The organism is Bacillus inaquosorum, assembly GCF_023238325.1.
Taxonomy (GTDB): Bacteria; Bacillota; Bacilli; order Bacillales; family Bacillaceae; genus Bacillus; species Bacillus inaquosorum.
This window is the reverse complement of the sequence record NZ_CP096592.1, coordinates 1,101,278-1,126,371: the sequence shown is the minus strand read 5'-3', so window position 1 is coordinate 1,126,371 and position 25,094 is coordinate 1,101,278. Positions and strand designations below refer to the sequence as shown.

21 protein-coding genes and 1 pseudogene are annotated in these 25,094 nt (G+C 43.8%); 4 read left to right on the top strand and 18 right to left on the bottom strand.

The features are described from left to right. Window positions 1-70 precede the first annotated feature (70 nt). From M1M80_RS05350 to M1M80_RS05300, 11 genes are all read right to left on the bottom strand, one after another. The gene (locus M1M80_RS05350; protein WP_003239582.1) at window positions 71-1,816 is read right to left on the bottom strand and encodes a phospho-sugar mutase; all 1,746 of its coding nucleotides are present in this window, start codon (window positions 1,814-1,816) and stop codon (window positions 71-73) included. Window positions 1,817-1,947: 131 nt separating this feature from the next. Then, window positions 1,948-3,615: a glycerol-3-phosphate dehydrogenase gene (gene glpD, locus M1M80_RS05345; protein WP_104010208.1), complete on the bottom strand. Its 1,668-nt coding sequence runs from the start codon at window positions 3,613-3,615 to the stop codon at window positions 1,948-1,950. 141 nt (window positions 3,616-3,756) lie between these two features. Next, the gene (gene glpK / locus M1M80_RS05340; protein WP_003239584.1) at window positions 3,757-5,247 is read right to left on the bottom strand and encodes a glycerol kinase GlpK; all 1,491 of its coding nucleotides are present in this window, start codon (window positions 5,245-5,247) and stop codon (window positions 3,757-3,759) included. Between the two features lie 18 nt (window positions 5,248-5,265). After that, the gene (gene glpF, locus M1M80_RS05335; RefSeq protein ID WP_060398253.1) at window positions 5,266-6,090 is read right to left on the bottom strand and encodes a glycerol uptake facilitator protein GlpF; all 825 of its coding nucleotides are present in this window, start codon (window positions 6,088-6,090) and stop codon (window positions 5,266-5,268) included. 178 nt (window positions 6,091-6,268) lie between these two features. Further along, window positions 6,269-6,844 (bottom strand): glycerol uptake operon antiterminator GlpP, encoded by a 576-nt coding sequence (gene glpP / locus M1M80_RS05330; RefSeq protein ID WP_003239587.1) that lies wholly within the window; start codon window positions 6,842-6,844, stop codon window positions 6,269-6,271. A gap of 30 nt (window positions 6,845-6,874) precedes the next feature. Beyond that, the gene (locus tag M1M80_RS05325) at window positions 6,875-8,227 is read right to left on the bottom strand and encodes an aspartate aminotransferase family protein (RefSeq protein WP_080429088.1); all 1,353 of its coding nucleotides are present in this window, start codon (window positions 8,225-8,227) and stop codon (window positions 6,875-6,877) included. A 144-nt stretch (window positions 8,228-8,371) separates the two neighbouring features. Further along, window positions 8,372-9,286, bottom strand: a complete 915-nt coding sequence (locus M1M80_RS05320) for an AEC family transporter (protein ID WP_003239589.1) — start codon at window positions 9,284-9,286, stop codon at window positions 8,372-8,374. Between the two features lie 107 nt (window positions 9,287-9,393). Next, window positions 9,394-10,935: a bifunctional GNAT family N-acetyltransferase/carbon-nitrogen hydrolase family protein gene (locus M1M80_RS05315; protein ID WP_003239590.1), complete on the bottom strand. Its 1,542-nt coding sequence runs from the start codon at window positions 10,933-10,935 to the stop codon at window positions 9,394-9,396. A 15-nt stretch (window positions 10,936-10,950) separates the two neighbouring features. Continuing rightward, window positions 10,951-11,613, bottom strand: coding sequence for an HAD family hydrolase (locus M1M80_RS05310; protein WP_060398251.1), 663 nt, complete (start codon window positions 11,611-11,613; stop codon window positions 10,951-10,953). Window positions 11,614-11,738: 125 nt separating this feature from the next. Then, window positions 11,739-12,161: a CBS domain-containing protein gene (locus M1M80_RS05305; RefSeq protein WP_019257888.1), complete on the bottom strand. Its 423-nt coding sequence runs from the start codon at window positions 12,159-12,161 to the stop codon at window positions 11,739-11,741. Window positions 12,162-12,298: 137 nt separating this feature from the next. Further along, window positions 12,299-12,694, bottom strand: coding sequence for a YhcU family protein (locus M1M80_RS05300; RefSeq protein ID WP_060398250.1), 396 nt, complete (start codon window positions 12,692-12,694; stop codon window positions 12,299-12,301). A 110-nt stretch (window positions 12,695-12,804) separates the two neighbouring features. Here M1M80_RS05300 and M1M80_RS05295 point away from each other — a divergent pair, with 110 nt between their 5' ends. Further along, complete coding sequence (locus M1M80_RS05295; RefSeq protein ID WP_060398249.1) at window positions 12,805-13,713, top strand: RluA family pseudouridine synthase; 909 nt, start codon at window positions 12,805-12,807, stop codon at window positions 13,711-13,713. 30 nt (window positions 13,714-13,743) lie between these two features. On the opposite strand, the gene srtA is transcribed toward M1M80_RS05295, so the two are convergent. After that, window positions 13,744-14,340, bottom strand: a complete 597-nt coding sequence (gene srtA, locus M1M80_RS05290) for a sortase SrtA (protein WP_060398248.1) — start codon at window positions 14,338-14,340, stop codon at window positions 13,744-13,746. Then, the gene (gene yhcR, locus M1M80_RS05285) at window positions 14,337-17,918 is read right to left on the bottom strand and encodes a sortase-dependent nonspecific endonuclease YhcR (protein WP_060398247.1); all 3,582 of its coding nucleotides are present in this window, start codon (window positions 17,916-17,918) and stop codon (window positions 14,337-14,339) included. The genes srtA and yhcR overlap by 4 nt, the downstream gene beginning before the upstream one ends. 150 nt (window positions 17,919-18,068) lie before the next feature. Here yhcR and M1M80_RS05280 point away from each other — a divergent pair, with 150 nt between their 5' ends. Then, window positions 18,069-18,719: a spore coat protein gene (locus M1M80_RS05280; protein WP_019257883.1), complete on the top strand. Its 651-nt coding sequence runs from the start codon at window positions 18,069-18,071 to the stop codon at window positions 18,717-18,719. Here M1M80_RS05280 and M1M80_RS05275 read toward each other — a convergent pair. Both M1M80_RS05275 and M1M80_RS05270 read right to left on the bottom strand, forming a co-directional pair. Then, window positions 18,651-19,619 carry a gluzincin family metallopeptidase gene (locus M1M80_RS05275; protein ID WP_003239598.1) on the bottom strand — a complete coding sequence of 323 codons (969 nt, stop codon included), beginning with the start codon at window positions 19,617-19,619 and terminating at the stop codon, window positions 18,651-18,653. The two genes, M1M80_RS05280 and M1M80_RS05275, sit on opposite strands and share 69 nt — an antisense overlap. A gap of 119 nt (window positions 19,620-19,738) precedes the next feature. Continuing rightward, complete coding sequence (locus M1M80_RS05270; protein WP_060398246.1) at window positions 19,739-20,323, bottom strand: YhcN/YlaJ family sporulation lipoprotein; 585 nt, start codon at window positions 20,321-20,323, stop codon at window positions 19,739-19,741. A gap of 149 nt (window positions 20,324-20,472) precedes the next feature. Here M1M80_RS05270 and M1M80_RS05265 point away from each other — a divergent pair, with 149 nt between their 5' ends. Further along, window positions 20,473-20,913 (top strand): hypothetical protein, encoded by a 441-nt coding sequence (locus M1M80_RS05265; RefSeq protein WP_003239600.1) that lies wholly within the window; start codon window positions 20,473-20,475, stop codon window positions 20,911-20,913. A 502-nt stretch (window positions 20,914-21,415) separates the two neighbouring features. Here M1M80_RS05265 and M1M80_RS05260 read toward each other — a convergent pair. Continuing rightward, window positions 21,416-22,204: a helix-turn-helix domain-containing protein gene (locus M1M80_RS05260; protein ID WP_060398245.1), complete on the bottom strand. Its 789-nt coding sequence runs from the start codon at window positions 22,202-22,204 to the stop codon at window positions 21,416-21,418. A 250-nt stretch (window positions 22,205-22,454) separates the two neighbouring features. Here M1M80_RS05260 and M1M80_RS05255 point away from each other — a divergent pair. Beyond that, window positions 22,455-22,588: pseudogene (locus M1M80_RS05255) on the top strand (endopeptidase); the annotation flags it as partial. A 186-nt stretch (window positions 22,589-22,774) separates the two neighbouring features. Here the strand turns inward: M1M80_RS05255 and satA are convergent. Then, window positions 22,775-23,296: a streptothricin N-acetyltransferase SatA gene (gene satA, locus M1M80_RS05250; RefSeq protein WP_060398244.1), complete on the bottom strand. Its 522-nt coding sequence runs from the start codon at window positions 23,294-23,296 to the stop codon at window positions 22,775-22,777. 267 nt (window positions 23,297-23,563) lie between these two features. After that, window positions 23,564-24,955 (bottom strand): L-cystine transporter TcyP, encoded by a 1,392-nt coding sequence (gene tcyP, locus M1M80_RS05245; RefSeq protein ID WP_003239606.1) that lies wholly within the window; start codon window positions 24,953-24,955, stop codon window positions 23,564-23,566. Window positions 24,956-25,094 lie beyond the last annotated feature (139 nt).

Below are 25,094 nucleotides of genomic sequence, written 5' to 3'. Positions count from 1 at the left end.
TTTCTTTCAGACTTTTGGATGAGAAAAGAAAAAAGCCGGATCATTTACAATGATCCAGCTTATGCTTGAACTACTTAGCTGTAGCCTCTACAATGTCGTCTACAGCCTTCATTACATCGTCAGAAAGCGCGGCAAGACGCTTTTCACTGTCTTCTAAAGAGGTTCCTTTTACAGCGAAGTAGAATTTGACCTTCGGCTCAGTTCCGGAAGGGCGGAGGCAGAACCAAGACCCGTCTTCCAGGAAGTATTTCAGTACATTTGATTTTGGCAGATCGATCGCTTCTTCTTTGTTTTCCGTCAGAAGCGTCCGTTTGCTTACAGCATAGTCTTCGGCTGTGACAACCTGTTTGCCGGCCATTTTTTGCGGCGGATTTTGTCTGAAGGAAGCCAAAATCGCTTCAATCTGTTCTGCTCCCTGTTTTCCTTTCAGCGTCAGGGATTTCAGCCCTTCACGATAAAAACCGTATTCGTTGAAGAGATTGATGAGCGCTTCATACAATGACATTCCTTGTTTTTTATAGAACGCGCAAACTTCAACTGCCAAGAGCGCTGCCTGAATGGCGTCCTTGTCGCGGGCAAAATCCCCGATTAAGTAACCGTAGCTCTCTTCATAACCGAATTGGAAGGTATACTGGCCTGATGCCTCGTATTCCTTAATCTTTTCACCGATAAACTTAAAGCCTGTCAGCGTATCAATCGTATCAAGGCCGAATGAAGAAGCGACAGCACGCCCAATTTCACTTGTGACGATTGTTTTGAGCACAACACCATTGTCAGGCAGGATGCCTTGCTTTTTCTTTTCAGAAAGCAAGTAATGAAGCAGCAGCGCACCGGTTTGGTTTCCTGTCAGCACTGTATATTTGCCTTGATCGTTTTTCACCGCAATGCCGAGGCGGTCAGCGTCAGGGTCTGTTGCGATGAGAATATCTGCGTTCTGCTCCTCCCCTAGCTTAATGGCATATTCGAATGCCGCATGCTCTTCCGGGTTTGGAGAGCTAACAGTAGAGAAGTCTGAATCCGGCAGCTCCTGTTCTTTAACAACCGTTACATTTTTGTAGCCGAGTGCTTCAAGACCGCGTCTAACCGGTTTATTTGCAGTTCCATGCAGCGGTGTGAAAACAACGTTTACTTCTACTTCTCCGGATAACTCAGGATGAACGGAAATGGACGTCAGTTTTTCTGTATAGACTTGATCAATGTCTTCACCGATGATCTTGATTAAGCCTTTTTCTTTCAACGCTTTTTCATCGTCGACTGTGATCGTCAGCTCATTTTCAATCGCATTTACCTGATCAATGACGATGTCCGCTTCCTTTGGAGGCAGCTGGCCGCCGTCATCTCCGTATACTTTGTAGCCGTTATATTCAGGCGGATTATGGCTTGCCGTCACCACAATTCCCCCATAGGCGTTCAGCTGTCTGACAGCGAATGACAGCTCCGGCGTCGGGCGAAGCTCATCAAATACGTATGTTTGGATGCCTTGTGTAGCAAGTGTTTTTGCCGCTTCCATCGCGAACTCCGGCGATTTATGTCGGGAATCATAAGCAATGACAACGCCCCGTTTTTTCGCTTCCTCACCTTGCTGCAAGATATATGCCGCAAACCCGGCTGATGCTTTGCGCACAGTGTAAATATTCATGCGATTCGTCCCGGCGCCGATTTCTCCGCGCATTCCGCCAGTACCGAATTCAAGGTTTTTATAGAAGCAGTCCTCAAGAGCCTGTTCATTCCCCTCTAATTCAGCGAGGCGCTCTTTTAGTTCCGGATCTAAATTTTCTGTCTGTTTCCAGCGTTCATAGCTCTTTCTCCAAGTCATATTCGTCCTCCTATGTATCAGCTTATGCCATTATTTTATATGAAGCGAGTGCCTCTGTCACTTGATAACCTGAGATCTGGCACTTTCGGCTCGTAAAAGAAATAACGGGCTGACAGGCAGCCCGTTATGATTTATTGTTCGAGCGGCACAACCGCATCGTGTAAAAGCTTGTTAAGGTTTTCTGTATGTTTGTTTTTCGTCTGCTCATCCCATTGGAATCGCTCGCTCATAAAATCAATAACGGCATCTTTATATGTTCTTACCCAATTGATATCAAAAAATAAACGTCCCGTTCTGCGGACAAAGAAGTCAGCAGGTGTTGCGGCCAGCTCTTCTTCTATACTGTATTCTGTCTCAGCAAGAATATGAACCGGAACGTGGCGTTTTGCCGCCTCGTCCTTCAGTGCTTCCACGCGGTTAAATACATGCTCTACGTTAGAGCCGTATCTGATCGCCAGCTGTTTTGCGTCTTTTTCTGATAAACCGGCTGCGATTCCTTCTTTCGTTTTCGCCGTAACGAATGACATGAGATTTTTAGAACCGCCGACGTGCCCTCCTGAGATTGGCATGTTTTTCGTTTTACATGGCCCGAAATCCTTTTCGCCTTCTTCTTTTAAGCGATCACGCACAAGATCGACGATGTGCTCCGCCATTTTTCTGTATCCGGTCAGTTTTCCGCCGGCGATGGTGATCAAGCCTGAGTCAGATGTCCAAATCTCGTCTTTCCGTGAAATTTCAGAAGGGTCTTTGCCTTCTTCATGAATCAGCGGACGCAGCCCCGCCCAGCTGGATTCGATATCGTTCGCAGTGATATTCAGTTCCGGGAACATATAATTGATTGAATTGATGACGTAATCACGATCCGCCGTTGTCATTCGCGGATGCTCCAGCGCCTCTTTGTAAACGGTGTCTGTTGTCCCCACGTATGTTTTGCCTTCACGTGGAATCGCAAATACCATACGGCCGTCAGGTGTATCGAAATATACCGCCTGTTTCAGCGGGAAGACAGACTGGTCAAATACAAGGTGAACGCCTTTTGTATGCTGCAAATGCTTTCCGTTTTTCGAATGGTCTTTTTCTCTGAGCTGATCGACCCAAGGGCCTGTCGCATTAACAATTTTTTTCGCATACACTTTATATTCTTTCTTTGTCAGCACATCTTCAATTAATACGCCGACTGCTTTGCCTTTTTCGTAAAGGAGCTCTTTCACTTTGGAATAATTCACAGGCTCTGCTCCGAATTTCACCGCTTCCTTCATGACTTCGATTGTCAGTCTCGCATCGTCAGTGCGGTATTCCACATAGTATCCGCCGCCTTTTAAGCCGTCTTTTTTCACCAATGGCTCCTTTTGCAGCGTTTCTTTTGCTGAAAGCATGCTTCTTCGTTCTGACTTTTTCACACCTGCCAGGAAGTCATAAACTCTTAACCCGATAGATGTTGTAAACGAACCGAATGTGCCGCCTTTGTGAAACGGAAGCAGCATCCATTCCGGCGTGGTGACGTGCGGGCCGTTTTCATAAACAATCGCCCGTTCTTTCCCTACCTCAGCGACCATTTTCACTTCAAATTGTTTTAAATAGCGCAAGCCGCCATGAACCAGCTTCGTTGATCGGCTTGATGTTCCCGCCGCGAAATCCTGCATTTCGCTGAGCGCAACCTTCATTCCCCTTGATGCCGCGTCAAGAGCTGTTCCCGCTCCTGTAATTCCTCCTCCGATAATAAATAGATCATATGTTTTTTTCGTCATGTCTGTCAGCATGCGATCTCTTTCAAGACTTGAAAATTGATGTTTCATTATTGCTCCTCCTTGTTGTCACGGTGTGTAAATAGAAAAAGAGACCACAACAGCCAAAGTGCATGCTTACACTTTGGTGCTGTGGTCTCTCCTCATCTCAGGACCGTTCTTATTAACTTGTAATCAGTATATCATACTCTCAGTTCATTTAAAAGCCATAGCTGCTTTAACGGCTTTTTGCCAGCCTGTATACAGCTCATTTCGTTTTTCTTCTTCTAATTCAGGTTCAAACCGTTTATCCAGATTCCACTGGTTCGCGATTTCAGAACGGTCCTTCCAGAATCCCACAGCAATACCTGCCAAATAAGCTGCGCCAAGCGCAGTTGTTTCATTAATTTCCGGCCGCTCCACAGGAACATTCAGAAGATCTCCCTGGAACTGCATCAGGAAATTATTTTTCACGGCACCCCCGTCTACACGAAGCGTCTTTAATTGAATGTTTGAATCAGCTTCCATTGCGTCAAGCACATCTTTTGTCTGGTAAGCCAAAGACTCCAATGTCGCGCGGATAAAATGTTCTTTTGTTGTGCCTCTTGTCAGGCCGAAAACCGAACCGCGCACATCGCTGTCCCAGTATGGCGTTCCCAAGCCGACAAATGCGGGAACAACATATACGCCGTCAGTTGAATCCACTTTCTCCGCGTAAGATTCACTTAGCGAAGAATCCTGGAACATTCTCAATCCATCTCTGAGCCATTGGATGGCAGAGCCTGCGACAAAAATACTGCCTTCTAAAGCATATTCAACTTTTCCATCAATGCCCCATGCAATTGTCGTTAAAAGCCCGTGTTCGGACTTAATTGCTTTTTCCCCGGTATTCATCAGCATGAAACATCCTGTGCCGTACGTGTTTTTCCCCATGCCTTCTTCAAAGCACGCCTGGCCGAACAGCGCGGACTGCTGGTCGCCTGCCGCTCCCGCAATCGGAATATTTTTGCCGAAGAAGTGATAATCAACCGTTTCAGCATACACCTGGGAGGATGGTTTCACCTCAGGAAGCATTGATTTCGGTACATCTAAAATGTCGAGAAGCTCATCGTCCCATTTCAAATCGTAAATATTAAACATCAGCGTTCTGGAGGCATTGGAGTAATCAGTCACATGCGCTTTTCCTCCGGACATTTTCCAGATGAGCCATGTATCAATCGTTCCAAACAGCAGCTCGCCTTTTTCCGCTTTTTCTCGCGCGCCTTCCACATTATCTAAAATCCACTTCACCTTTGTGCCGGAGAAATACGGATCGATTAAAAGCCCCGTTTTTTCTCTGAATAGATCATTATATCCTTTTTCACGAAGCTCCTCACAAATACCCGACGTCTGTCTGGACTGCCAAACGATTGCATTATAGACAGGGTTTCCTGTGTCCTTATCCCACACAACTGCCGTCTCACGCTGGTTCGTGATACCGATGCCGGCAATTTGCGAAGCACTGATCCCCGATTCAGAAATGACTGTTGCAATAACAGCGAGAACAGAGCCCCAAATTTCATTCGCATTATGCTCAACCCAGCCTGGGTGCGGGAAGTATTGTGTAAATTCCTTTTGAGCAGAGTGAACGATTTTGCCTTCTTTATTAAACAGAATCGCTCTTGAACTTGTCGTCCCCTGATCTAAGGATAAAATGTACGTTTCCATAAGATGTCTCCCCTTTGATTAAATATATTTTGAATTTGATAATGTTTTAGCTGAATGTGATTTCGTATAAACATAGAGTCCTAACAATACCACAACTAATATAACGCTTACAATCCAGAAACTGCTTGTGATGTGCCCTTTAAATGCAGCGTTGTAAAATACGCCGCCGAATGATCCGCCTAAAATCGGGCCGACTACCGGAACCCACGCGTATTTCCAATTTGATGAGCCTTTCCCCGGAATCGGAAGAAAAGCGTGGGCAATCCGCGGGCCTAAGTCACGGGCCGGATTAATCGCATAGCCGGTGGTGCCTCCAAGAGAGATACCGATCGCCACAATGAGGAAACCGACGATTAAAGGATTAAGCCCTTCTGTAAATTGATTTGCCCCAATGGCCAGGATTCCAAGCACAAGGACAAAAGTCCCAATTACTTCACTTAAAACGTTTGCAAATGTATGCGGAATGCTGGGGCCTGTTGAGAAAACCCCCAGCTTGGCAGCAGGATCATCCGTTGACTTCCAATGCGGAAGGTAATGCAAATAGATAATCACCGCACCGATGATCGCTCCGATCATTTGCGCCGCAATATAAACGGGAACCTCTTCCCACGGAAAATCTCCAACAAATGCAAGCGCTATCGTTAGCGCCGGATTCAAGTGTGCTCCGCTTATGCCGCCAACTGCATAAGCCGCCATGGCAACACCCAATCCCCACCCAAATACAACAACAATCCAGCCAGACTGGAATGAAAGCGATTTCTTTAAATTGACACCTGCACAAACACCTGCCCCAAAAATAACAAGCAGCATCGTACCGATGACTTCTCCCCAAAATGCTGTCATAGCACATTCCTCCTAGAGTCACGATTAAGAAGTATGATAGAGAAGAAGAGAAGAAAAAAACCACAACAAACCGCTTTACGGGTGCATAAACATTTACCGTAAAGAGCTGCTGTGGTCTCCGAGTTCTCCATCACAATGTATTAACCTAGTGCAATTGTATCAGTGGATGAAAGCGGTGTCAATCACTTTCTGTCAAAAAGTTTTCATATTTCTTCCATAATTTGGTATTAGATGTAGTGACAGCAACAGCTCCCGCTTTCAAGGCCTGTTCTACATCCTCTTCCGTACGGATGAAACCGCCAGCAAAGATAGGAATCCCTGTTTTCTCTTTTATTTCTCGAATGAGTGACGGGACGATGCCGGGCAGCACTTCAATGAAGTCAGGCTTATGCTTGCCGACAAACTCCATGCTTTTCTCCATCGCACTTGTATCGAGCAGAAACAGGCGCTGGATCGCATAAATTTTCTTCTGCTTCGCTTTGGCAATCACGTTCGATCTTGTTGAAATAATCCCAGCGGGCTTGATGTCCTGGCAAATAAACTCAGCTCCGTATTCATCGTGCTTGATCCCTTGGATGAGATCGACGTGCACCATCATGTTCTTTCCGTGCTTTTGCGCCTCTCTGATCACACCCTTCAGCTGGCCGAGATGAATATCAAGAATAACGCCGTAGGAAAATGAACTGTTCAAAAACTCATCAAATTGCTTCATATTTCGAATAGCCGGTAAAATAGGCTGATTGTGAAAACTCATCGTGTGCTCCTTTAACAAATCACTTTTATATTAAATCGTCTGAAAGCTATCTTTCACCGTTTTCACGATAAAGGAAAGGTCCTCTTCTGTCAGGCAAAATGGCGGCGCAAGCTGGATGACGTTGTTGTAGCCGGCGACTGTATCGCCGTTTTTGCCGATGATCAGCCCTTTTTCTTTGCACGCCGCAACCACTTGGTTTACTTTGTCGGCATCAGCCGGCTCTTTTGTCAATTTATCTTTGACGAGCTCGATTCCGATCAGCAGCCCTTTTCCTCTAACATCTCCGACCGCCGGGTGTTCTCTTAAGGCCTGAAGCTCACCTAAAAGCTTTGCTCCAAGGTCGCGGGATCGCTGAATCAGCTGTTCGTCCTCCATAATTTGCAGGTTTTTCAACGCCAATGCACAGGCAGCCGGGCTTCCGCCGAATGTGTTCACGTGGCGAAAACGGTCATAAGGCGCTTCACCCTGATACGCTTCGAAAATGTCCCGTTTCACAGCAGTCGCTGACAACGGCAGATACGCACTCGTGATTCCCTTCGCCATCGTAATAATATCCGGCTTCACGCCGTAATGCATAAATCCGAACGGCTCGCCTGTCCGTCCAAACCCGCAGATGACTTCATCGCAAATCAAAAGAGCTCCGTGGCGGCGGCAAATGTCCTCCACCTTCTTCATATATCCGTCCGGCGGCATTAAGATGCCTCCGCCTGTAATGATAGGCTCCATGATGACCCCGGCAATTGTTTCGCTTAATTCCCATGTCATGATGCGGTCAATTTCATTTGCGCTTTCAAGCGTATCAGCATCCTCAGGATTCCGGTATACATCTGGCGGGGCTGCATGCAGAAATCCCTGGCTTAAAGGCTCATATTTATATTTCCGCTGCGCCTGTCCGGTTGCTGAGAGCGCTCCCAATGTGTTGCCGTGATATGCCCGATATCTTGAGATGAATTTATAACGGCTATGGTCACCGTTTTGCAGATGGTACTGGCGGGCAATCTTAAAAGCAGTTTCGTTAGCTTCCGATCCGCTGTTGGAAAAAAAGATCACATAATCGCCGCCAAGCCATTCATTCAGCTTTTCTGCCAGCTGAATTGCCGGTGCGTGGCTTTGCGTTAACGGGTAATAAGGCAGCTCCTTTAATTGCTCATAGGCAGCCTCTGCAAGCTCCTTCCTGCCGTAACCAATATTAACACACCATAAACCGGACATCGCATCCAAATAGCGGCGTCCGTCTATGTCAGTCACCCAGGCCCCTTCAGCCTTTTGGGCAATCAGGCTGTCCGCTTGATGCGCTCCCTTCATGGCATGCCACACAAATTGCTCATCTTTTTGCTTTAATCCCTGATTTTGCTGAATGTTTTCCATCCCCATCATCTCCATTTCTTTAGCGTTCACTAAAGTGCCAATTCAATTGAAACAGACCTTCTCTTATGTGATGTCTAGGTGATGATTTCCCTGCCTTCAATATAAAGCCAGACGGGGTTGGAGTCAATAAACCGCGGAAATAATAAAACTTCCTCTTTCTCAAGAAGAAAGAGGATGCAGCATCCAAAGCAGAACAGGCAAGGTGACAATACTCAGCATCGTGCTGATAAAGGTAGCGCTCGAAACGACTTCCGGCCTTGTATTAAACTGAACAGCCATTAAAGTCGTATTGGCAGCAGTCGGCATAGCGGCGACGAGAATCATGATTTGTTTTGTCATGTCATCCACAGGCAATATCAATGTAAAGCCTAGCGCAATCACCGGCGATACCATCAGCTTCAAAAGCAATGAATAAGAAATTTTTCTGTATTCAATATTCTTGAAAGAAATCAGTGCAAGCTGCATGCCCAGAATGATCATAATCGTAGGAATGGCCGCATTTCCGACCAGCTCAATTCCCGTCATTAACTCTTTTGGGATTGAAATATGCATAAGCTGAAGTATTGCGCCTAAAAGTGCCCCGTACGCAACAGGCATACGGATAACCCGGGTCATGACCGTTTTAAATCCGCCTTCCTCCGAACCTCCTTTTGCTGCATAATACATGCCGATCGTACTCATGATTAACTGCTGCAGCACCATTAACACAACGGCTGTGTCCAGACCGGCTGTCCCAAACACCAGCAGGACAACAGGCGTTCCGTAATTGCCGTTATTCATAAAAGCAGATGACAGAATCATGGCACAGCGATCTTGATTCGGGTACTTATGAAAAAAAGATAAAAAGTAGACAAATAGAACAAGAACCAAGCAAAGCCCCAGCACAAATATAGAAAGATAGACATAATCCATCGTCAGCTTGTTCGTATAAAACGTATCAAACGCCAGAAAAGGAGACATTAAGTATAAGGACATTTTGGACAGTGTTTGAATATCAAAGCCGAGTGTTTTCTGTCCGATATAACCAATTGCGAAAATTCCGAAAACAGGAACTAAAACAAGCAGAAACTCCATAAGGCACCTTCTTTTCTGATATACAATTTACTTTTATTTTAAAGAAAGCGCGTAAACGTTTCAATTCCGCTTTTAATAAAAAACCCGCCTGTTGACGGGTTTTGGGATTATTTTTTATATTGAATATGATAAATATCACGCCGTCTGTCTTTAAGCTGGCGCACTGTGCCGTTTTGGCGCTGTCTTCTGAGAATTTCCAGGTCAACATCGCCGATGACGACCATTTCGATATTCGGATTTGTTTCACCGACAATGCCGTCTCTGGCGAATTCAAAATCAGATGGTGCAAAGATGCCTGACTGAGCGTATTGAATATCCATATTTTCCGTTTGCGGAAGGTTTCCAACCGTTCCGGAGATGACCGTATAAATTTGATTTTCAACCGCTCTTGCCTGCGAACAGTATCTGACACGCAAATAGCCTTGGCGGTCTTCTGTACAAAATGGCGTAAAAATGATTTTTGCGCCTTTATCCGCCGCAATCCGGGCGAGCTCAGGAAACTCAATATCGTAACAGATTTGAATCGCGATTTTTCCGCAGTCCGTATCAAACACGCGAACCTGGTCTCCGGCGCTGATTCCCCACCATTTGCGTTCATTCGGCGTAATATGGAGTTTATATTGCTTCTCGATCGTTCCGTCCCGTCTGAACAGATAAGCGATATTATAGATCTTGCCTTCCTCTTCGACGAAATGAGACCCGCCGATAATGTTGACGTTGTACTTCACGGCCAAATCAGTAAAAAGGCTGATGTAATCTTCTGTATACTCGGTAATTCTCTGTACCGCCAAGCTCGGTGACCGTTCCTCAAGGAAGGACATCAGCTGGGTTGTGAAAATTTCCGGGAACACCGCAAAATCAGATCTCGCGTCGGAAGCGACATCGACATAGTACTCTACTTGATTCGCAAATTCCTCAAAGGAATAAATTTTCTTCATTTCGTATTGGATCACACAAATTCTCACAGGGAACGCTGATTTATAATAGCGTTTTGTCTGCTGCGGAAGATAATCGACATTGTTCCATTCCATCAGCGTCGCATACTTGATCGAAGCTGTATCATCCGGGAGATAATTCGGGTTAATCCGCATAAGGGTAAAGCCGTTCATCAGCTGGAAAGAAAGCACCGGATCGTAAATTTGGTGGCGTGTCACCTGTTCAACATACTCTCTCGCTGTCATTTCATCTGCATATTTGTGATAGTTCGGAATCCGTCCGCCTATGATGATGCTTTTTAGATTTAAGCGTCTGGCTAAGTCCTTTCTAGCCTCGTACAAACGGTGGCCGATTTTCATTCGTCTGTATTTCGGATGCACCATGACCTCAATTCCGTACATGTTCAAACCGTCGGGATTATGGTTGGTGATATAACCGTCATCAGTAATGTCCTGCCACGTATGGCGGTCATCATATTCATCAAAATTAATCAGGAGACTTGAGCACGAACCGATAATTTCACCTTCGAATTCTGCACAAAACTGCCCTTCAGGAAAATGTTCCAGATGGCTGATTAAATGCTCCCGCTTCCAAGGCTCCATTCCCGGAAAGCAATCCTTTTGAAGATCGATAATCTTGTCAATGTCTTTCTCTTCGATATTGCGAATGACCATTTTCTTTTCAAAACGGGTCAAATCTAATTTCTCAGACAATCTACTCGCTCCTTTCTAGTGTTGTTTGTTCAGCTGATCAAGCAATAGGGCGAGCTCCATCTCCGCCATTGATTCAAGCCTGTGATCATAATCTTCAAACATCAAGGTGCCTGTTACTTTATTCGGGACGATGACACACTTCATCCCCGCTCTTTTCGCAGCAATCGAACCGTTGACAGAATCCTCAAACGCGAGACATTCAGATGGCGATACGCCAAGATTCTTTGCCGCCAATAAATACAATTCAGGATTCGGCTTTACTTCTTCCACATCATCCGCCGTTTGAATGACCTCAAAATCATCAAACAGGCCGATTTGCTTCAAATGGCCCGATACCCATTTATAATCAGAGCTGGAGGCAAGGCCTACTTTTAAGCCTAAATCCTTTGCCGCATTCAGATACGCCTCGACACCCGGTCTTGCTTTTTCTGTTTCCATGCGTTTCGCAAACCGTTCTCTTCGCAATGTTGTCAGCTCTTCATGGTTCAGCTTTTTGCCGATCTGCTCTTCTAAATATTCAAAGGGCCGAAATCCCGCGGCTGTTCCAATGACCTTTCCCCAGACGGATAGCGGCAGGACTGAGCCGTGTTCCTCAAATATTTCCTGAAGGACTTCATATTCATGTGTTTCTGTATCTAGAATAAGTCCGTCAAAATCAAAAATTAACGCTTTAATCACTGCGTACAACTCCTTTAGTCCGAATTGAGACATATGTATACACTCACTATACCCCGAAACATGTCTGCTTTCAAAAAGTAAGGTTTATGTGAAGAAAGAGCCTGCACACCGCAAGCTCTTTCTTATTAATGAATGTTTTGATGAGAAATGTTTGTCAACGCTTCTCCCGCAGACTCGTTCGACATCTGATTGACTGCCAGGTCTCCAAGCGCAACGATCCCGACTAGATTGTTTTGATCTACAATAGGAAGGCGGCGGATTTGGTGCTGGGCCATCAGCTGCGACGCGTCTTCCAGACTCATATTAGGATTTCCTGATACGAGGTCTGTTGACATCACTTCTGAAACGGGTGTCTGGCCATCTCGGCCCTGAGCTGTAGTTCTTAATGCAATGTCACGGTCAGTCAGCATTCCTTTTAAAACACCTTGCTCTACAACGGGAATCACCCCGACGTTATGCTGTTTCATGAGAGAAGCCGCTTCCTGAATCGTTTGATTCGGTGAAACGGTTGCCACCTGCGTTGTCATTGTATCTTTTACTGAACTCATTGTCAGCACCCCTTTCAATCATTAGTATGTTCAGACACGTGCCGATTAAAAAGGGAGTTAGAGGAAAGGTTTTATGATATGATTTCTCTGAGGCAAAAAAGAGCTTTTCTGAAAATGGAAAAGCTCTTGCTGCAAGATTATATCAGCCTTCTGTGACCGAAAAAGGCTTTGTTTGTTTTCGTTTGAAAGTCAGAAAAAGCAAACGGAAAATAAATCCCGAAATCATTCAGCATCTTGCTGTTTTTCTCAAAAATCGCCTGATCACTCTCATCAAAGTGCGGCGAAGGCTTTGTCAGGATAATATGTATCATTTGCAGACAAGCCATAATTTGAAACGCTTCTTTTAATGTTCCTTGGTAATAATGGTTATTTAAAGACAGAACGCCTTTCTTTTTAAAGCGCTGAATATCCAGTTCAGAGAAATAAAGAGGAAATACATCATGGAATAGCTCCATTGACAGCTCCTTAATAAAGCTCTCCTGTTCTGCAGTTGCTGCGTTCATAATTCTCACGTCAATCACCTTTCTTGCCATCGAATATCCTAAGTCTTAATCAAGAATAGCACAGAAAAAAACACGAAAGCTAAGGTAAGTGTTTCCTATGAGAAACAGCGGCCTTCCGCTTCGAAAAGGAGCCATTTAACATGAAACAAAAAGGCAGAGGGCTTGAGCTCCTCATCAATGACAAACAAGATGGCCAATGGATGTTTTCTGTACTGAAAACATCGCTCAAAGCCTCTAAACCCGTGATTCAAGACTGGGTGTCGCATCACCAGATAAAGGTCAATCATGAATCAGTCACAAACAACGTCATCGTTAAAAAAGGTGACCGCGTGTTCATTGATCTTCAGGAAAGTGAAGAATCCTCCGTCATTCCGGAGTATGGAGAGCTTGATATTTTATTTGAAGACAATCACATGCTCATCGTCAATAAACCTGCTGGCATAGCGACACATCCCAATGAGGAGGGCCAAACCGGAACACTGGCTAATTTGATCGCATACCATTATCAGGTGAATGGCAAAGCATGCAAGGTGCGCCATGTTCATCGCCTTGATCAGGATACATCCGGTGCAGTCGTTTTTGCCAAGCATCGTTTGGCACATGCCATCTTAGATCAGCAGTTAGAGAAAAAGACGCTGAAGCGTACGTATACCGCCATCGCTGAAGGAAAGCTAAAGACGAAAAAAGGGACAATTGATTCACCGATCGGCAGAGACCGATCACACCCGACAAGACGCCGGGTTTCACCAGGCGGGCAAGCAGCAGTCACTCATTTCAAGTTGATTGCCAGCAATGCGAAAGAGCGGCTGTCACTCATTGAATTAGAGCTGGAAACAGGCAGAACACATCAAATTCGTGTTCATATGGCGAGCATCGGCCATCCGCTGACAGGAGACTTGCTTTACGGAGGCGGGAGCAAACTGCTAAACAGGCAGGCGCTGCACGCCAAAAAGGTACAAGCGGTTCATCCGATAACCGACGAGCTAATTGTTGCCGAAGCGCCTTTCCCAGTTGATATAGAAAGCCTTTGCCACACATATTTTTCATGAAGAAAAGCCGCAGGAATAGCCTGCGGCTTTTTAAGTGATTCGTTTTCCGTATATAATATAGCGCTTCGGGGCATTGCCGATGTATGAAAACGGATAGCAGGTCGTTAGAATGAGTTCTTCCTTTTCATGCTGGAGTGTAATAATGGATTTGTCATCCTTATCGACAATTTTTGTTTTTACAATTTCATATGTGAAATCTCCATATGACAGGAGAATACGAAGCCGGTCCCCTTTTTCCAGCTCTCCCGTCCGGCGAAACACGGTATCCCGATGTCCCGACAGCACAATTTGCCCGTTTTCATCAGGATAATAGCTGTCCTTATAATGCCCGACACCTTTTTCTAAATCATCTGCATCGGTGCCCTCCACGATCGGAAGCTCTGCGCTGATTTTCGGTATTTCCAAAATGCCGCTCGCTTGGCCGGTCTCAGGCTTAAATGATGCTTTATTCTTTGCTTGATCTGCACTTTTTTTCGTGTCCGAAGCTTCCTGGGGCTTTTCAGCCGCCAGTTTTGCTTCTTTTAATGTCTGTTCGGTCTTCATATTCGTGTCGATTAATTTAAGGCCCCCATAGCCTGCGATCACTAGACCGGCCGCAATGATGACAAGTGGAATAACTTTTTTCACGTTCTGGAGGCACTCCTTTTTCTTCTGACATATAGATAAGTTCCGGACAGTGTCACCGCCGCACCGATCACCATAATGTTATAGTAGCCCGCTGATGTATCCGGAAGCTGATGACCAGACCCGCTTTCCGCAGTCTCATTTTGTAAAGGCAATGTGCTGATCTTGTCGGCAGTGTCAGCATTTTTTTCATCGCTCGGTAATTCACCTAATCTCAAAATGGCTGAAGGCGTCAGTTGATGAACCGGCACAGTACCCGGAGTCTCTTTTATATCAGTCTGATCTTCTACAGGCTCTGGATCCTCTTTAACCGGCTGCTCTGTCCCCGGGCCATCTCCCGGTTCTTCCGTAACTGGGTCTTCTGTTACAGGGTCTTCAATGTCACCCGCTTTTGCAAGCTGAATTCTTCCCTCTTTTGTATAAGCAATTGGCTCATCAAAGCTCTTCACGTACTCGACTGTCGCTTCCAAATCCTCGGGACCTGTCACCGGATTTTTCCCAAGCAGTCCGATTGGCTGATATTTGGTTCCTGTCGCCGTCGCCATAAAATTGTTGACAGTCAGTGTGTATGTGGCATCGGGCTGAATCTCGGTGCCATCTGCCATTTTCATCTCGACAGCTTTTCCGGTTTCTTTATCCCACGTATACGTAAACCCGCTTATGCTGTAGTCAGGCCCAAAAACCGGCGAGATTTGCGCATTGATAATCTCTCTTAAATCTTTACCTTTAATCTCAAGCCTCGTTAACACATTTCCGAACGGCTGGATATTGTAAAGATCTCCCCACGTAATGGGACCCTTCTTCAGCGCTTCCCGTATTCCTCCGCCATTCATAAGGGCAAAATCCGTTTTCATGGACGCTCTCATGCCATCCGCAATCAGGTTTCCAAGAGGGGTATCGCCGTCATTCGAATACCCGCCTTCCATATCAACAGCCGCCTCTCCGACAACCTCGCTGATAATCGGTTCAGCAAGTGTTTGGTATTTCTTTAAAATGGCTGACGCGCTGGCATCCGGTTCTATTTTGCTTTGATCGACATATTCGATTTCTGCCGACTTTTTGACAATGTCTTTTGTTGTTTTATCGATCTCTACATCAACAACACCTATCGCTTTTCCATATTCAAACGCCTGAACAATCAGTTTCCCGTTCACTTCACCGTTAACTACCTTATGATTATGCGCTGCAAAAATCACGTCGATTTCAGAATCTGTTTTGTTTGCAAGATCAGCAGATTCCCCGGTAATGGATGTGCCATTTTGCTCGGCTGACATATGCGCGAGAACTGCGATGGCCTTTACGCCTTTTTTCTTCAGCTCTTCGGCCGCCTCATTTACCGCTGTCACTTCATCTGTAAACTCGATGTTTTTGATTCCGTCAGGCATGACCATGCCCGCTGCCGACTGTGTGACAACCCCGATAAAAGCAACGGGGATGCCCTCCACATTTATGATGTCATATGCCGGCAAAAAGGGCTCTCCGGTAGATTTCATTTTACAATTGGCGCATACAAGGGGAAAGTTCTGTCCATCATATCCGCTTGTGCCTTTCGGGTGATCTCCGCCATTTAAGATCCTCAGCAGTTCATCTGTACCTTCATCGAACTCGTGATTACCGACAGTTCCGACATCAAATCCGATGTCCTCCATCAGTTCTACAGTCGGTTCATCTTGAAGAAGAGATGAAACTGGAGAACTTCCTCCGATCATATCTCCCGCATGCACAATCAGCGTGTTTTTCTTTTCGGCCTTTTTTTCCTTCAAATATGCGGCGGCATAGTCCATGCGTCCAAATGTGCCGTCTGCAGTTCCGTCTCCATCAAGATCAAGCTCATATTGCTGATCGATCTTGCCATGCAAATCATTCATGCTTAGAATTCTTAGCGGCACATTTTCTTTGGGTGCCGTTTGCCTCTTTTGATATCCCGCGTTTTCCGCTTCACTTGCTGAGGCGAAGAAAATTCTGTTTTCCACAGCTATCTGCTTCCAGTCAGCCGGCTGCACATACGTTTTATTTGACGAATCTCCCACATATCTTGTCAGGCCTTTCCCCTGCTCTCTGGCCCTAAACTCAAACGGCATTTCCATGAGCGGATCTGCTTCATTCCAAATGCCTTTTTGCTCTTTTTTCGCAGTGGCTGCGGCAGCCTGAAACTGCTGATAATCCTCTTCATTGTCAACCGGCCAAATAAAATACGTCGGAGCATAGCCATTTTTCACAAGCTCTAAGTTCACGTTTGAACCCGATTCGGTTATGACCTGCCCGAGAAGTCTGCCATAGCTGTCCTTGGCTTCACTTCCGACCTTGACAGTAATCTTATCTCCTGGGGACAGAACCGTTTTTAGATAGTCAGATGCTATTTTTCCAAATCTTAATTGATTTTCGTCTGCTTCATTTTTTGGTGTGTGATACGTTTCAGGTGTATCTACATTTACGAACCGGATTTTTGTCGTTCCAAGTACCGGAGATTTGAGATGAATGGTATCACCGTCAACAACGCGATCAACAATACCTTCATATTCACCCTCCGAAGACGGAGGTGCGGGCTGTTCTTCAAGCAGCTTCAGGTCAGATGATTTTCGCGGAAGCAGCTGAAAGGATTGGTATCTGCTTAATATACCGGTAAATTCATACCATTTGCCCTCATTAAGTCCGTCTATTATCCCTGTTTCATTCATAACCCGGAGCATCATAGCATGGTGATCTTCATCAATCACCGTTATATTGTAACCGCCTCCGGCAGGTGAATTTGGAATTGAGGAAACATATGCTTTTAGTGCCACAAGACGGCCTTCGAGCTGATCACCGAGACTGCTGTTAACCAGTTCATTGATTGTTGAATGTTTAGGAACGGGGAGAGATTGATTTGACTGGTTGATTTTGATGCCTGATGAGTTAGGAACAATTTCTGTAAGCCCTTGGTATGTCGCTATTTTCCCTGTCACCGTGATGTCCATGCCTTCTTTTAATTCAGGAAATTGTTCAGGGGCAGACGAATAAATGTTAATGCCTCCGGTTTCATCCTGCATAAAGGTCGACAGCTTCCCGCCTCCGACCGCGCTTTGATCAGCAGTGACGATCCCTTTTATCGTTACTTCTTCATTCAGCCGTCCCCGCGCTTCATTTATCGACACTGGCTGTTCAGCCGGCGGAGTTTTCGTGTCATCTGTTAAGTCCATCGACTGGACGTTCTTAAGCCCTGTTGTGCTAAAGTAATCTTCAAGCTGTCCTTGAACCGTTATCTTTTTTCCAAGAAGAAGCGGATTGGTTTGCAGCCCAAATTGGCTTCTGAAGGCGGAGGGGATTTGCACAGGAAGGATGTGATCGGGCGATGTCTCGTTTTCACTGTCTGCCAGCGCAACATTATAATTATTTGAAAAAGGGCTTGCCAGCTTATAATGCTGCGGGGAAACAGCCTGGCCGACAGCGTATCCTTCGACAAAAGCCTGTCCTTCTTTTTGCTGTATCGCTTTATCAACCGATATCGGCTGCTGCTCAGCTGCCTTTACTGCTTCGCAAGTGTACATCACATTCAAGAACACCAAAGTCGTGATTAACACAATATGCAGAATACGCCTCATCATTTTTCCTCCCTTAATATACACAATATGACAACGACTTTGTCTGCTTTACATTTCGACAGCCAGCATTTAATTCCTTTCAGGCTTCTGCATAAAACGCGGCAGACTGACACAAAATACAGCTGATCTGAAAAAAAGGAGGAATTGGGTTTGGATCAGTTAAATCAGCAGCAATCCCAAATGAATAAAGGTATCCCTGGCAAGCCGCATAAAAACCACGGCGGACATGAAATGTTTGATATGCACGAGGTGCTTTCCGGAACCCTTACTGTACTTGATCAGTTTATGATGCTGAGACAATTTTGTAAGGATCAGGAATTATTAAACATCCTTGATCGTCAATATCAATTCATTACGTCTCAATATAACTTAACTGCAGAATGCTTTAAAACAGGAAACGAACCTTCACAAAAAACAGCAACTTATATGATGAAGGAAGACAATCAGACTGTTTATGGCATGCAGCCGTCACAGCCTAAAAAACCGGTTCAATCCATGAATGATATTGATGACAGCATCATCAGCCGACAAATGCTTTGCGCGATTAAAGCACAGGCTTCTATGCTGACAATGGCTTCACTGGAAATGACAAACCCAGCCGTAAGACGCGTACTGTCAGCGCAAATTCAGGAGTATGTTGAAATGGCTTTTGAAATTTTCCTATACCAAAACAAACACGGCTATTACCAAGTTCCTCAGCTTGATGCGCAGGATATGGAACAAATGAGAAATTCATTTGCTCCTGCACAAGGACAAATGCCTCCAACGCAAGGCGGAATGGGCCAGCAAGGACTTCATTAATAACAAAGGCATTGGATAGCTACTATCCAATGCCGCACTGTTTTCTTCAAATGTTTTCTTGAATTCTTTTTCAAATTGATCAAGACTTTCCTTTGTTGCCGATTTAAATCCTTTCTTAAAGTCCCCTTTTTTTGCCGTTTCCTTTATCATTTCTGAAATAATGTCTTTCCCGTATTTGTCCGTCAGCTCATTGATCATATAAAAGCTTTGCAAATAGACATCAGTTTCATATTCAGCTCGGGCTTCCTGCCAATCTTGATCTGTCTGCAAACGGTCAAAGGGCACAACAGAAAACGAGATCGGATCTATGAGCAATTCATAGTTCGCGATCCACTCGCTTAACCCTTCATGAAACCATAACGGAAACTTATCGGGGTCAGCCTCAAGCTCCTTCAATTTCTGGTGAAACGCATGGTGCGTGTATTCATGAATCAACAATCTCTGGTACAAATAAACCGCTACCTCGTCACCTTCTAAAAGCTTCTTTTTCTCTTCAGGCAACAATCCGATCAGCTGCTCCTGCTCAGAATAAAAACCGACTACATCCATTAAACCGGAGTAAGCCTCCATCTGTTTTTCATTATGAAAAAAAATAATATCAATAGGCTTTTGATTCGAATATCCAATCATAATCTGATTAATACTGACCGCATATTCAAGCGTTTCTTTCGTCAATGGCAGTAAGGACTTTTCCTTAGAAGTGTAATAAATATCGGCCTGTTTGAATGACTCTTTCTTCATGTGCTTCGTCACTTGTTCTTTTGTTATACCAGATGCCTGCCCTGGCAAAGACAGTATATACATCGTGCTTGATACGATGGCTGAACTTACAGCCAGCATCACAAGGACTCCGCACAGGAATAGAGCGGATGCCGCACGCTTTCCTATGCCATCCCGCAAACGTCTCCCTCCCTGAGCCGGTCCGTCTTGTACCTTTTATTTTTACTCTATGCAGCCTGAGTTCGCGGTGTGTCATTAACGCAAAGAAAAAGCCGCACAAATTATGCGGCTTTTTTCATTTATTCAGCTTGCGGGAATACACGCTGTACAGTTTCACTGAATTCATCAAAGAATCCTGCAATTGGATCGCCATTTTGTATCCGCTCGCCATAGCCCTGCATTCGGTCTACAAAGTCCGGATTTGCAGAAACATAAACATTATCCATGTTTTTGTCAGTGTCTCTCACTTTATCTGAAATCTTCTTTTTGAGGTCTTTTCCAACTTCTTTATTTCCATTTGTTAATACAACTGCAACATATGCTTGATTTCCGGCAACAATTACATTTGCATGTTTTACTTCTTTCATATCAGTGATTTTATCGGCAGCGTCGTCAGCAACATCTAATTTACGGTTGTTATTACCGTTATTATTGTTGTTATCGTTATTGTTGACATTGTCAGTTACATTATTATCGACATTGTCACGATTATTATTGACATCGTTAATATTTCTTGTGCCATTATCGTTCACCGGATTGCGATAGTTAACATTTTCTGGTTCTAAATTATCACGTCTGCCCTCACCCTGATTGGCCATTCCGCAGCCAGTCATAAGCAAAGGGATAAGAAGCATAGACGCAAGGACTTGTTTTTTTCCAAGCATGTGAATTCCTCCTTTATCACTTTACTTATAGGTTTTTCTAAATGGCTTTAAATATGCATGTAAATCTGAAGGAAATGCTTTCCCGGGAAATAAAACGGTTAATTTGTCTAATGAGGGGGAAAATATGAATACACTAAGAAGGAGGGATCATGTTGTTCAACCAGCGAAAAGGAATCAGCCCCGCAACATTGATTATAGGGTCAACTATGCTTATAGCTGCTTTATCACCTCAGATTCGCCAAAGAGTCGGCGGATTTATTACAGGTCAAATGAACAGACAGAATTCTGAAAATAAGATGTTTGATGCTTCTAATGTAGGTAATATGGTCAAACAAGTTTTTGGCGGCGGTAATAATCAGGAACGTTCGCAAAATCAAAGCCAGCAGCAAAATGGCCGTCAGCATCAGAATGCCGGACAGCAGCAAACACAGCACCAGCATACCCAGACTCAAACTAGGCAAGCTGAGACAGCAACGAAAAAAAGACAGCCGCATTATGCCGAACCCATTCATTTTGAACAAAGCGCAATGAATGTGATGGACGACAACACCATGATGGGAATACTTGAGGACTTAGAACCCGGCCGTTAAAAAAACGTGTAATCTCAGGCGGATTGCATAATGGTTCAAGTAGTTAATTTTATTGGCTTTTCAGGAGTTTTTTGCATTTTTCAGCCTGTTTTGAATTGGTGAGCATTAAAAAATCCTTCTTTCGTTCAATGAAGAACGCTTGAAGGATTTTTTTAATGCGCCACTCTATCCGAAGCAATCTTTATCAATTCATTGTTAGTTCCCACAAAGTTGAAAAGGACAGAACACTAGTTAACACTAATACTGCGAATATAACCCGAGTGAGTTTCATTAATAATCTAATTTTATTTCTTGCTTCAACGCTCAACATATAATTTTCACTCGAGCGTTAGAAATCCTGTCAGCAATATAATAACAAACAAGCCGAAGCCCATTTCAATATGTGTTTTTATGTTTCCACTTCTAGTGATTTAGTTCGTCTAAAAGATATCAGGTGAATGAAAAAAGAACCTTTTTAGGCTCTTTAATCATGATTTCCTTGAATCAAATTGGTTAGTATCTATTATGAGAAATCATCCACTCTTTTTCTTACTTTTTTACTTAGCTTAAAGCCGAACCTATTGATATACTCTTCATTTTTCGCCATTATTTGATAAGCCTCAATTATCGGCAAGGTGCGAATTAAAATGTAGACACCAATAGCGATCAAAACAATACAAACCGGATAGTAGGCATTGAAACCTGAGACTATATGTTTTCTTTCAAGAAAAAAAGGAATTCCGCCTGCTACAATGAAACAAACACCAGCGACCATGATAGCAGCATACCTTTTTTTCATATCTTTACATCTCGCTGTCAGCTCTTTATGATGATTTTGGTCAAAAATCAGAGCCTCTTTCTTGAGCACCTTGTATTTATCTTCTACCGAAATCAATCCTGTCACAATAGCCCCAATGCCGAGTACAGCTATGATCATGATAAGGAGTGTATAGATGGCTGGTTCTTGTTTAAAAACCAAATAAGGGACAGTGGATAAAATAAGCAGGCTCAGTCCGAAAGAAACATATTTGGAAACTTTGCGTTCATGCAATAAAAAGCCGCCTGCCATTTCTCTGCTAACATAATATCCTTCTTTATTGTCACGACGCGGCTCAACAGAATCTTTTAACAAATAATCAATTGATACTTCAAAAATGTTTCCAATCATTAAAAGCTTTTCGGTTTCAGGAAACCCTTGCCCATTTTCCCATTTGCTAATCGCCTGCCTTGTCGTGTTTACTTTTTCAGCTAAAGCTTCTTGAGACAGTCCTTTTTCTTTTCGCAACTTAAAAAGTTTTTCACCAAATGTCATAGTTAAGAACTCCTTTGCTTTGATGACTATATTGTATGAAAACAACGATCCTTGTTCTATCTTTCAGCAAATGCACTTTGTCAACTTACGGTTGCAACGATGTTATACAGTGTGTTTTTGCCTGTTCAGACCATGTCTAGAATAAAGAGGAGTAAATGTTTTCAAAAATAAACATCTAATTCCTGTTCCTTCTTTAGTATAGATAAACAATTCATTCTTTTCCACTTTTTATCCATTCCCCTTAACTTGTTATGTAACAGTCATGAAAGAAGCATTGAGGTATGAAGGGCAACCGTATGCATGAGATGGTTCAAATCCGAAAACTGGATTTTGATTGTTCAGTGGTCTTTTGAGAAAGCTGGAATTACTCTTCCCAGAACAGCATGAGGCAACAAAGAAACAGGTGGAACAGTTGCTTATTTCAGCGTGCAAAAAAATCACAGTAGAATTCTTGAGGACATTATAAAAAGACCACCGTTGATGGTCCTTCATTTACTAACACACCCATTATTTCAACAAGACGGAAACATTAAATTACCATCTCTGAGATTGTTGAGATGCTATTGTAAATTAAAATTTACAGTACCAAAAAATCGCAATTTCATTTGCTGTTGGAAAGTTGGAATAAAGCATAGTATCAACTGCACCTATTACAAAGTGGTTTTTGGCATAAAAATGACAAGCTGAAACATTAATATCTTGTGTTTCAAGCATAAGACCACTAAAGTTATTCTCCTTTGCCCATTCAATGGCTTTATTTAATAATGCTGTTCCAACACCATTTTTTCTATACTCTTTTGCAACAGCAATGTCCTCTATTAGTGCATATCCATTCCAATTGGAACGAATCTTAATCCGACCAATGCAATTGTTCTCAACATAATAAAAGAAAACAACTTTCCCCTCTTCTTCAATATAACTAACATCAATTTCATCATCTTCATATTTCTTGAAATAAGGTTCAGAAAATAGTTCCTCTGTATATTTCCAAACATTGTTTTCAAATGTAGGTATAATTCTACCTGAAACAACGAAAGGTTCGTTTGGTTTATTGAAATCTTTCATATTAAATTGATTCATTTTAATTATCATATCAATCTCCTTCCAAACGAAAACTTGTATTAAGAACTCTCAACTTCCATTATATGTTATTCGATAAATAAATCAATAACCGCTCTTAAAACAACAAACTTTGTGAAAACAGCACTTAAGACGTCCATCAACCTTTGTTTCCAATAACTTTTAGTAAGTGGAGTAAAAGCAAATCATAAATAAAAGAACCCATGAAACCTTTATATTACAGGGTTCATGGGTTCTTTTATTGAAATGAACTATCAATCCTAGGCGGATTATACGTTGTTACGCTTCTTCTGCTTCAACCACTCTGGATTGATCATTGAATACCCCTGGATCAATTTCCTTCGTGATCTTACTCGTAATGAGACCAGATGTCATACTTCCGCTGACATTCAGAGCAGTACGCCCCATGTCAATTAACGGTTCGATTGAGATTAGTAAACCGGCGAGTGCCACAGGCATATTTAATGATGATAAAACTAGAAGCGCCGCGAATGTCGCTCCGCCGCCAACTCCGGCAACACCGAAGGAGCTGATGGCAACGACTGCGATAACTGTGATGATAAACACCGGGTCAAACGGATTTTGGCCGATAGTTGGGGCAATCATCATCGCCAGCATCGCAGGGTAAATGCCCGCGCATCCATTTTGGCCGATCGAAAGACCGAACGAACCGGCAAAGTTTGCGATTCCTTCCGGGACACCCATGCTTCTCTGTGTTTTAATATTCAGCGGTAAAGCACCCGCGCTTGACCGTGATGTAAATGCAAATACAAGTACAGGCACTGCTTTTTTCAAATAAACAATCGGGTTCAAGCCGCTGAGCGTCAGCAGCAGCAAATGAATAATAAACATTGTAATTAACGCGGCATACGAAGCAATTACAAACATACCCAGTTTCAAAATGCTGTCAATATCACTCGTCGCGATCGTTTTTGTCATAATGGCGAGCACCCCATAAGGCGTCAGTCTCAAAATGAGGGTGACAACGCGCATGACAATGGCATAAACGGCATCAACCAGCTTTTTAAATGTTTCTGCCTGTTCCGGCTGTTTACGTTTCACGCCTAGGAACGCCATTCCAAGGAAAGCTGCAAAAATAACGACAGCGATCGTTGAAGTCGGTCTAGCTCCTGTAAAATCTAAAAACGGGTTTCCCGGCAGCAGTTCAACAATCTGCTGTGGCAGCGTTGTCGCTGTCATATCTTCTGATTTCTGCTGAAGCTCCTGTCCACGTGAAAGCTCTGTATCCCCTTGGTCAACCTGAATCGCCTGCAGGTCAAAAGAAAGCGCGGACGCAATGCCGACAGCTGCCGCTACAGCTGTTGTCGCAACTAAAATCCCGATAATCAAACCGCTGATTTTTCCGAGATTTTTTGTCAGCTTCAGCTTTGTAAATGCGCCGAGAATTGAAATAAAGACGAGCGGCATGACAACCATTTGAAGCAATTTGACATATCCGCCCCCGGCGATATTAAACCAGTCAGCTGTTTGAATGACTATATTTGAAGTCGGGCCGTAAATCAGCTGAAGCGCAAATCCGAATACAATCCCCAGCCCCAGCGCAGTAAATACACGTTTAGAGAAGGAAACGTGTTTTTTCTGCATCACAAAAAGCCCTAAGATAAGTAAAAATAAAATAAATACATGTAATACGACTAGTAAAGTCTCCAAAGCAGGTAAACTCTCCCTTCGAATTTTCTCATATACTATATTATACTAATTCCGATGGGTCAAGTGTGAATTATTAAAACAATAAAATCCAAGTAAAAAAACTTATATAATCCCTTATTTGTCCTTTTCTTTCCCTTCC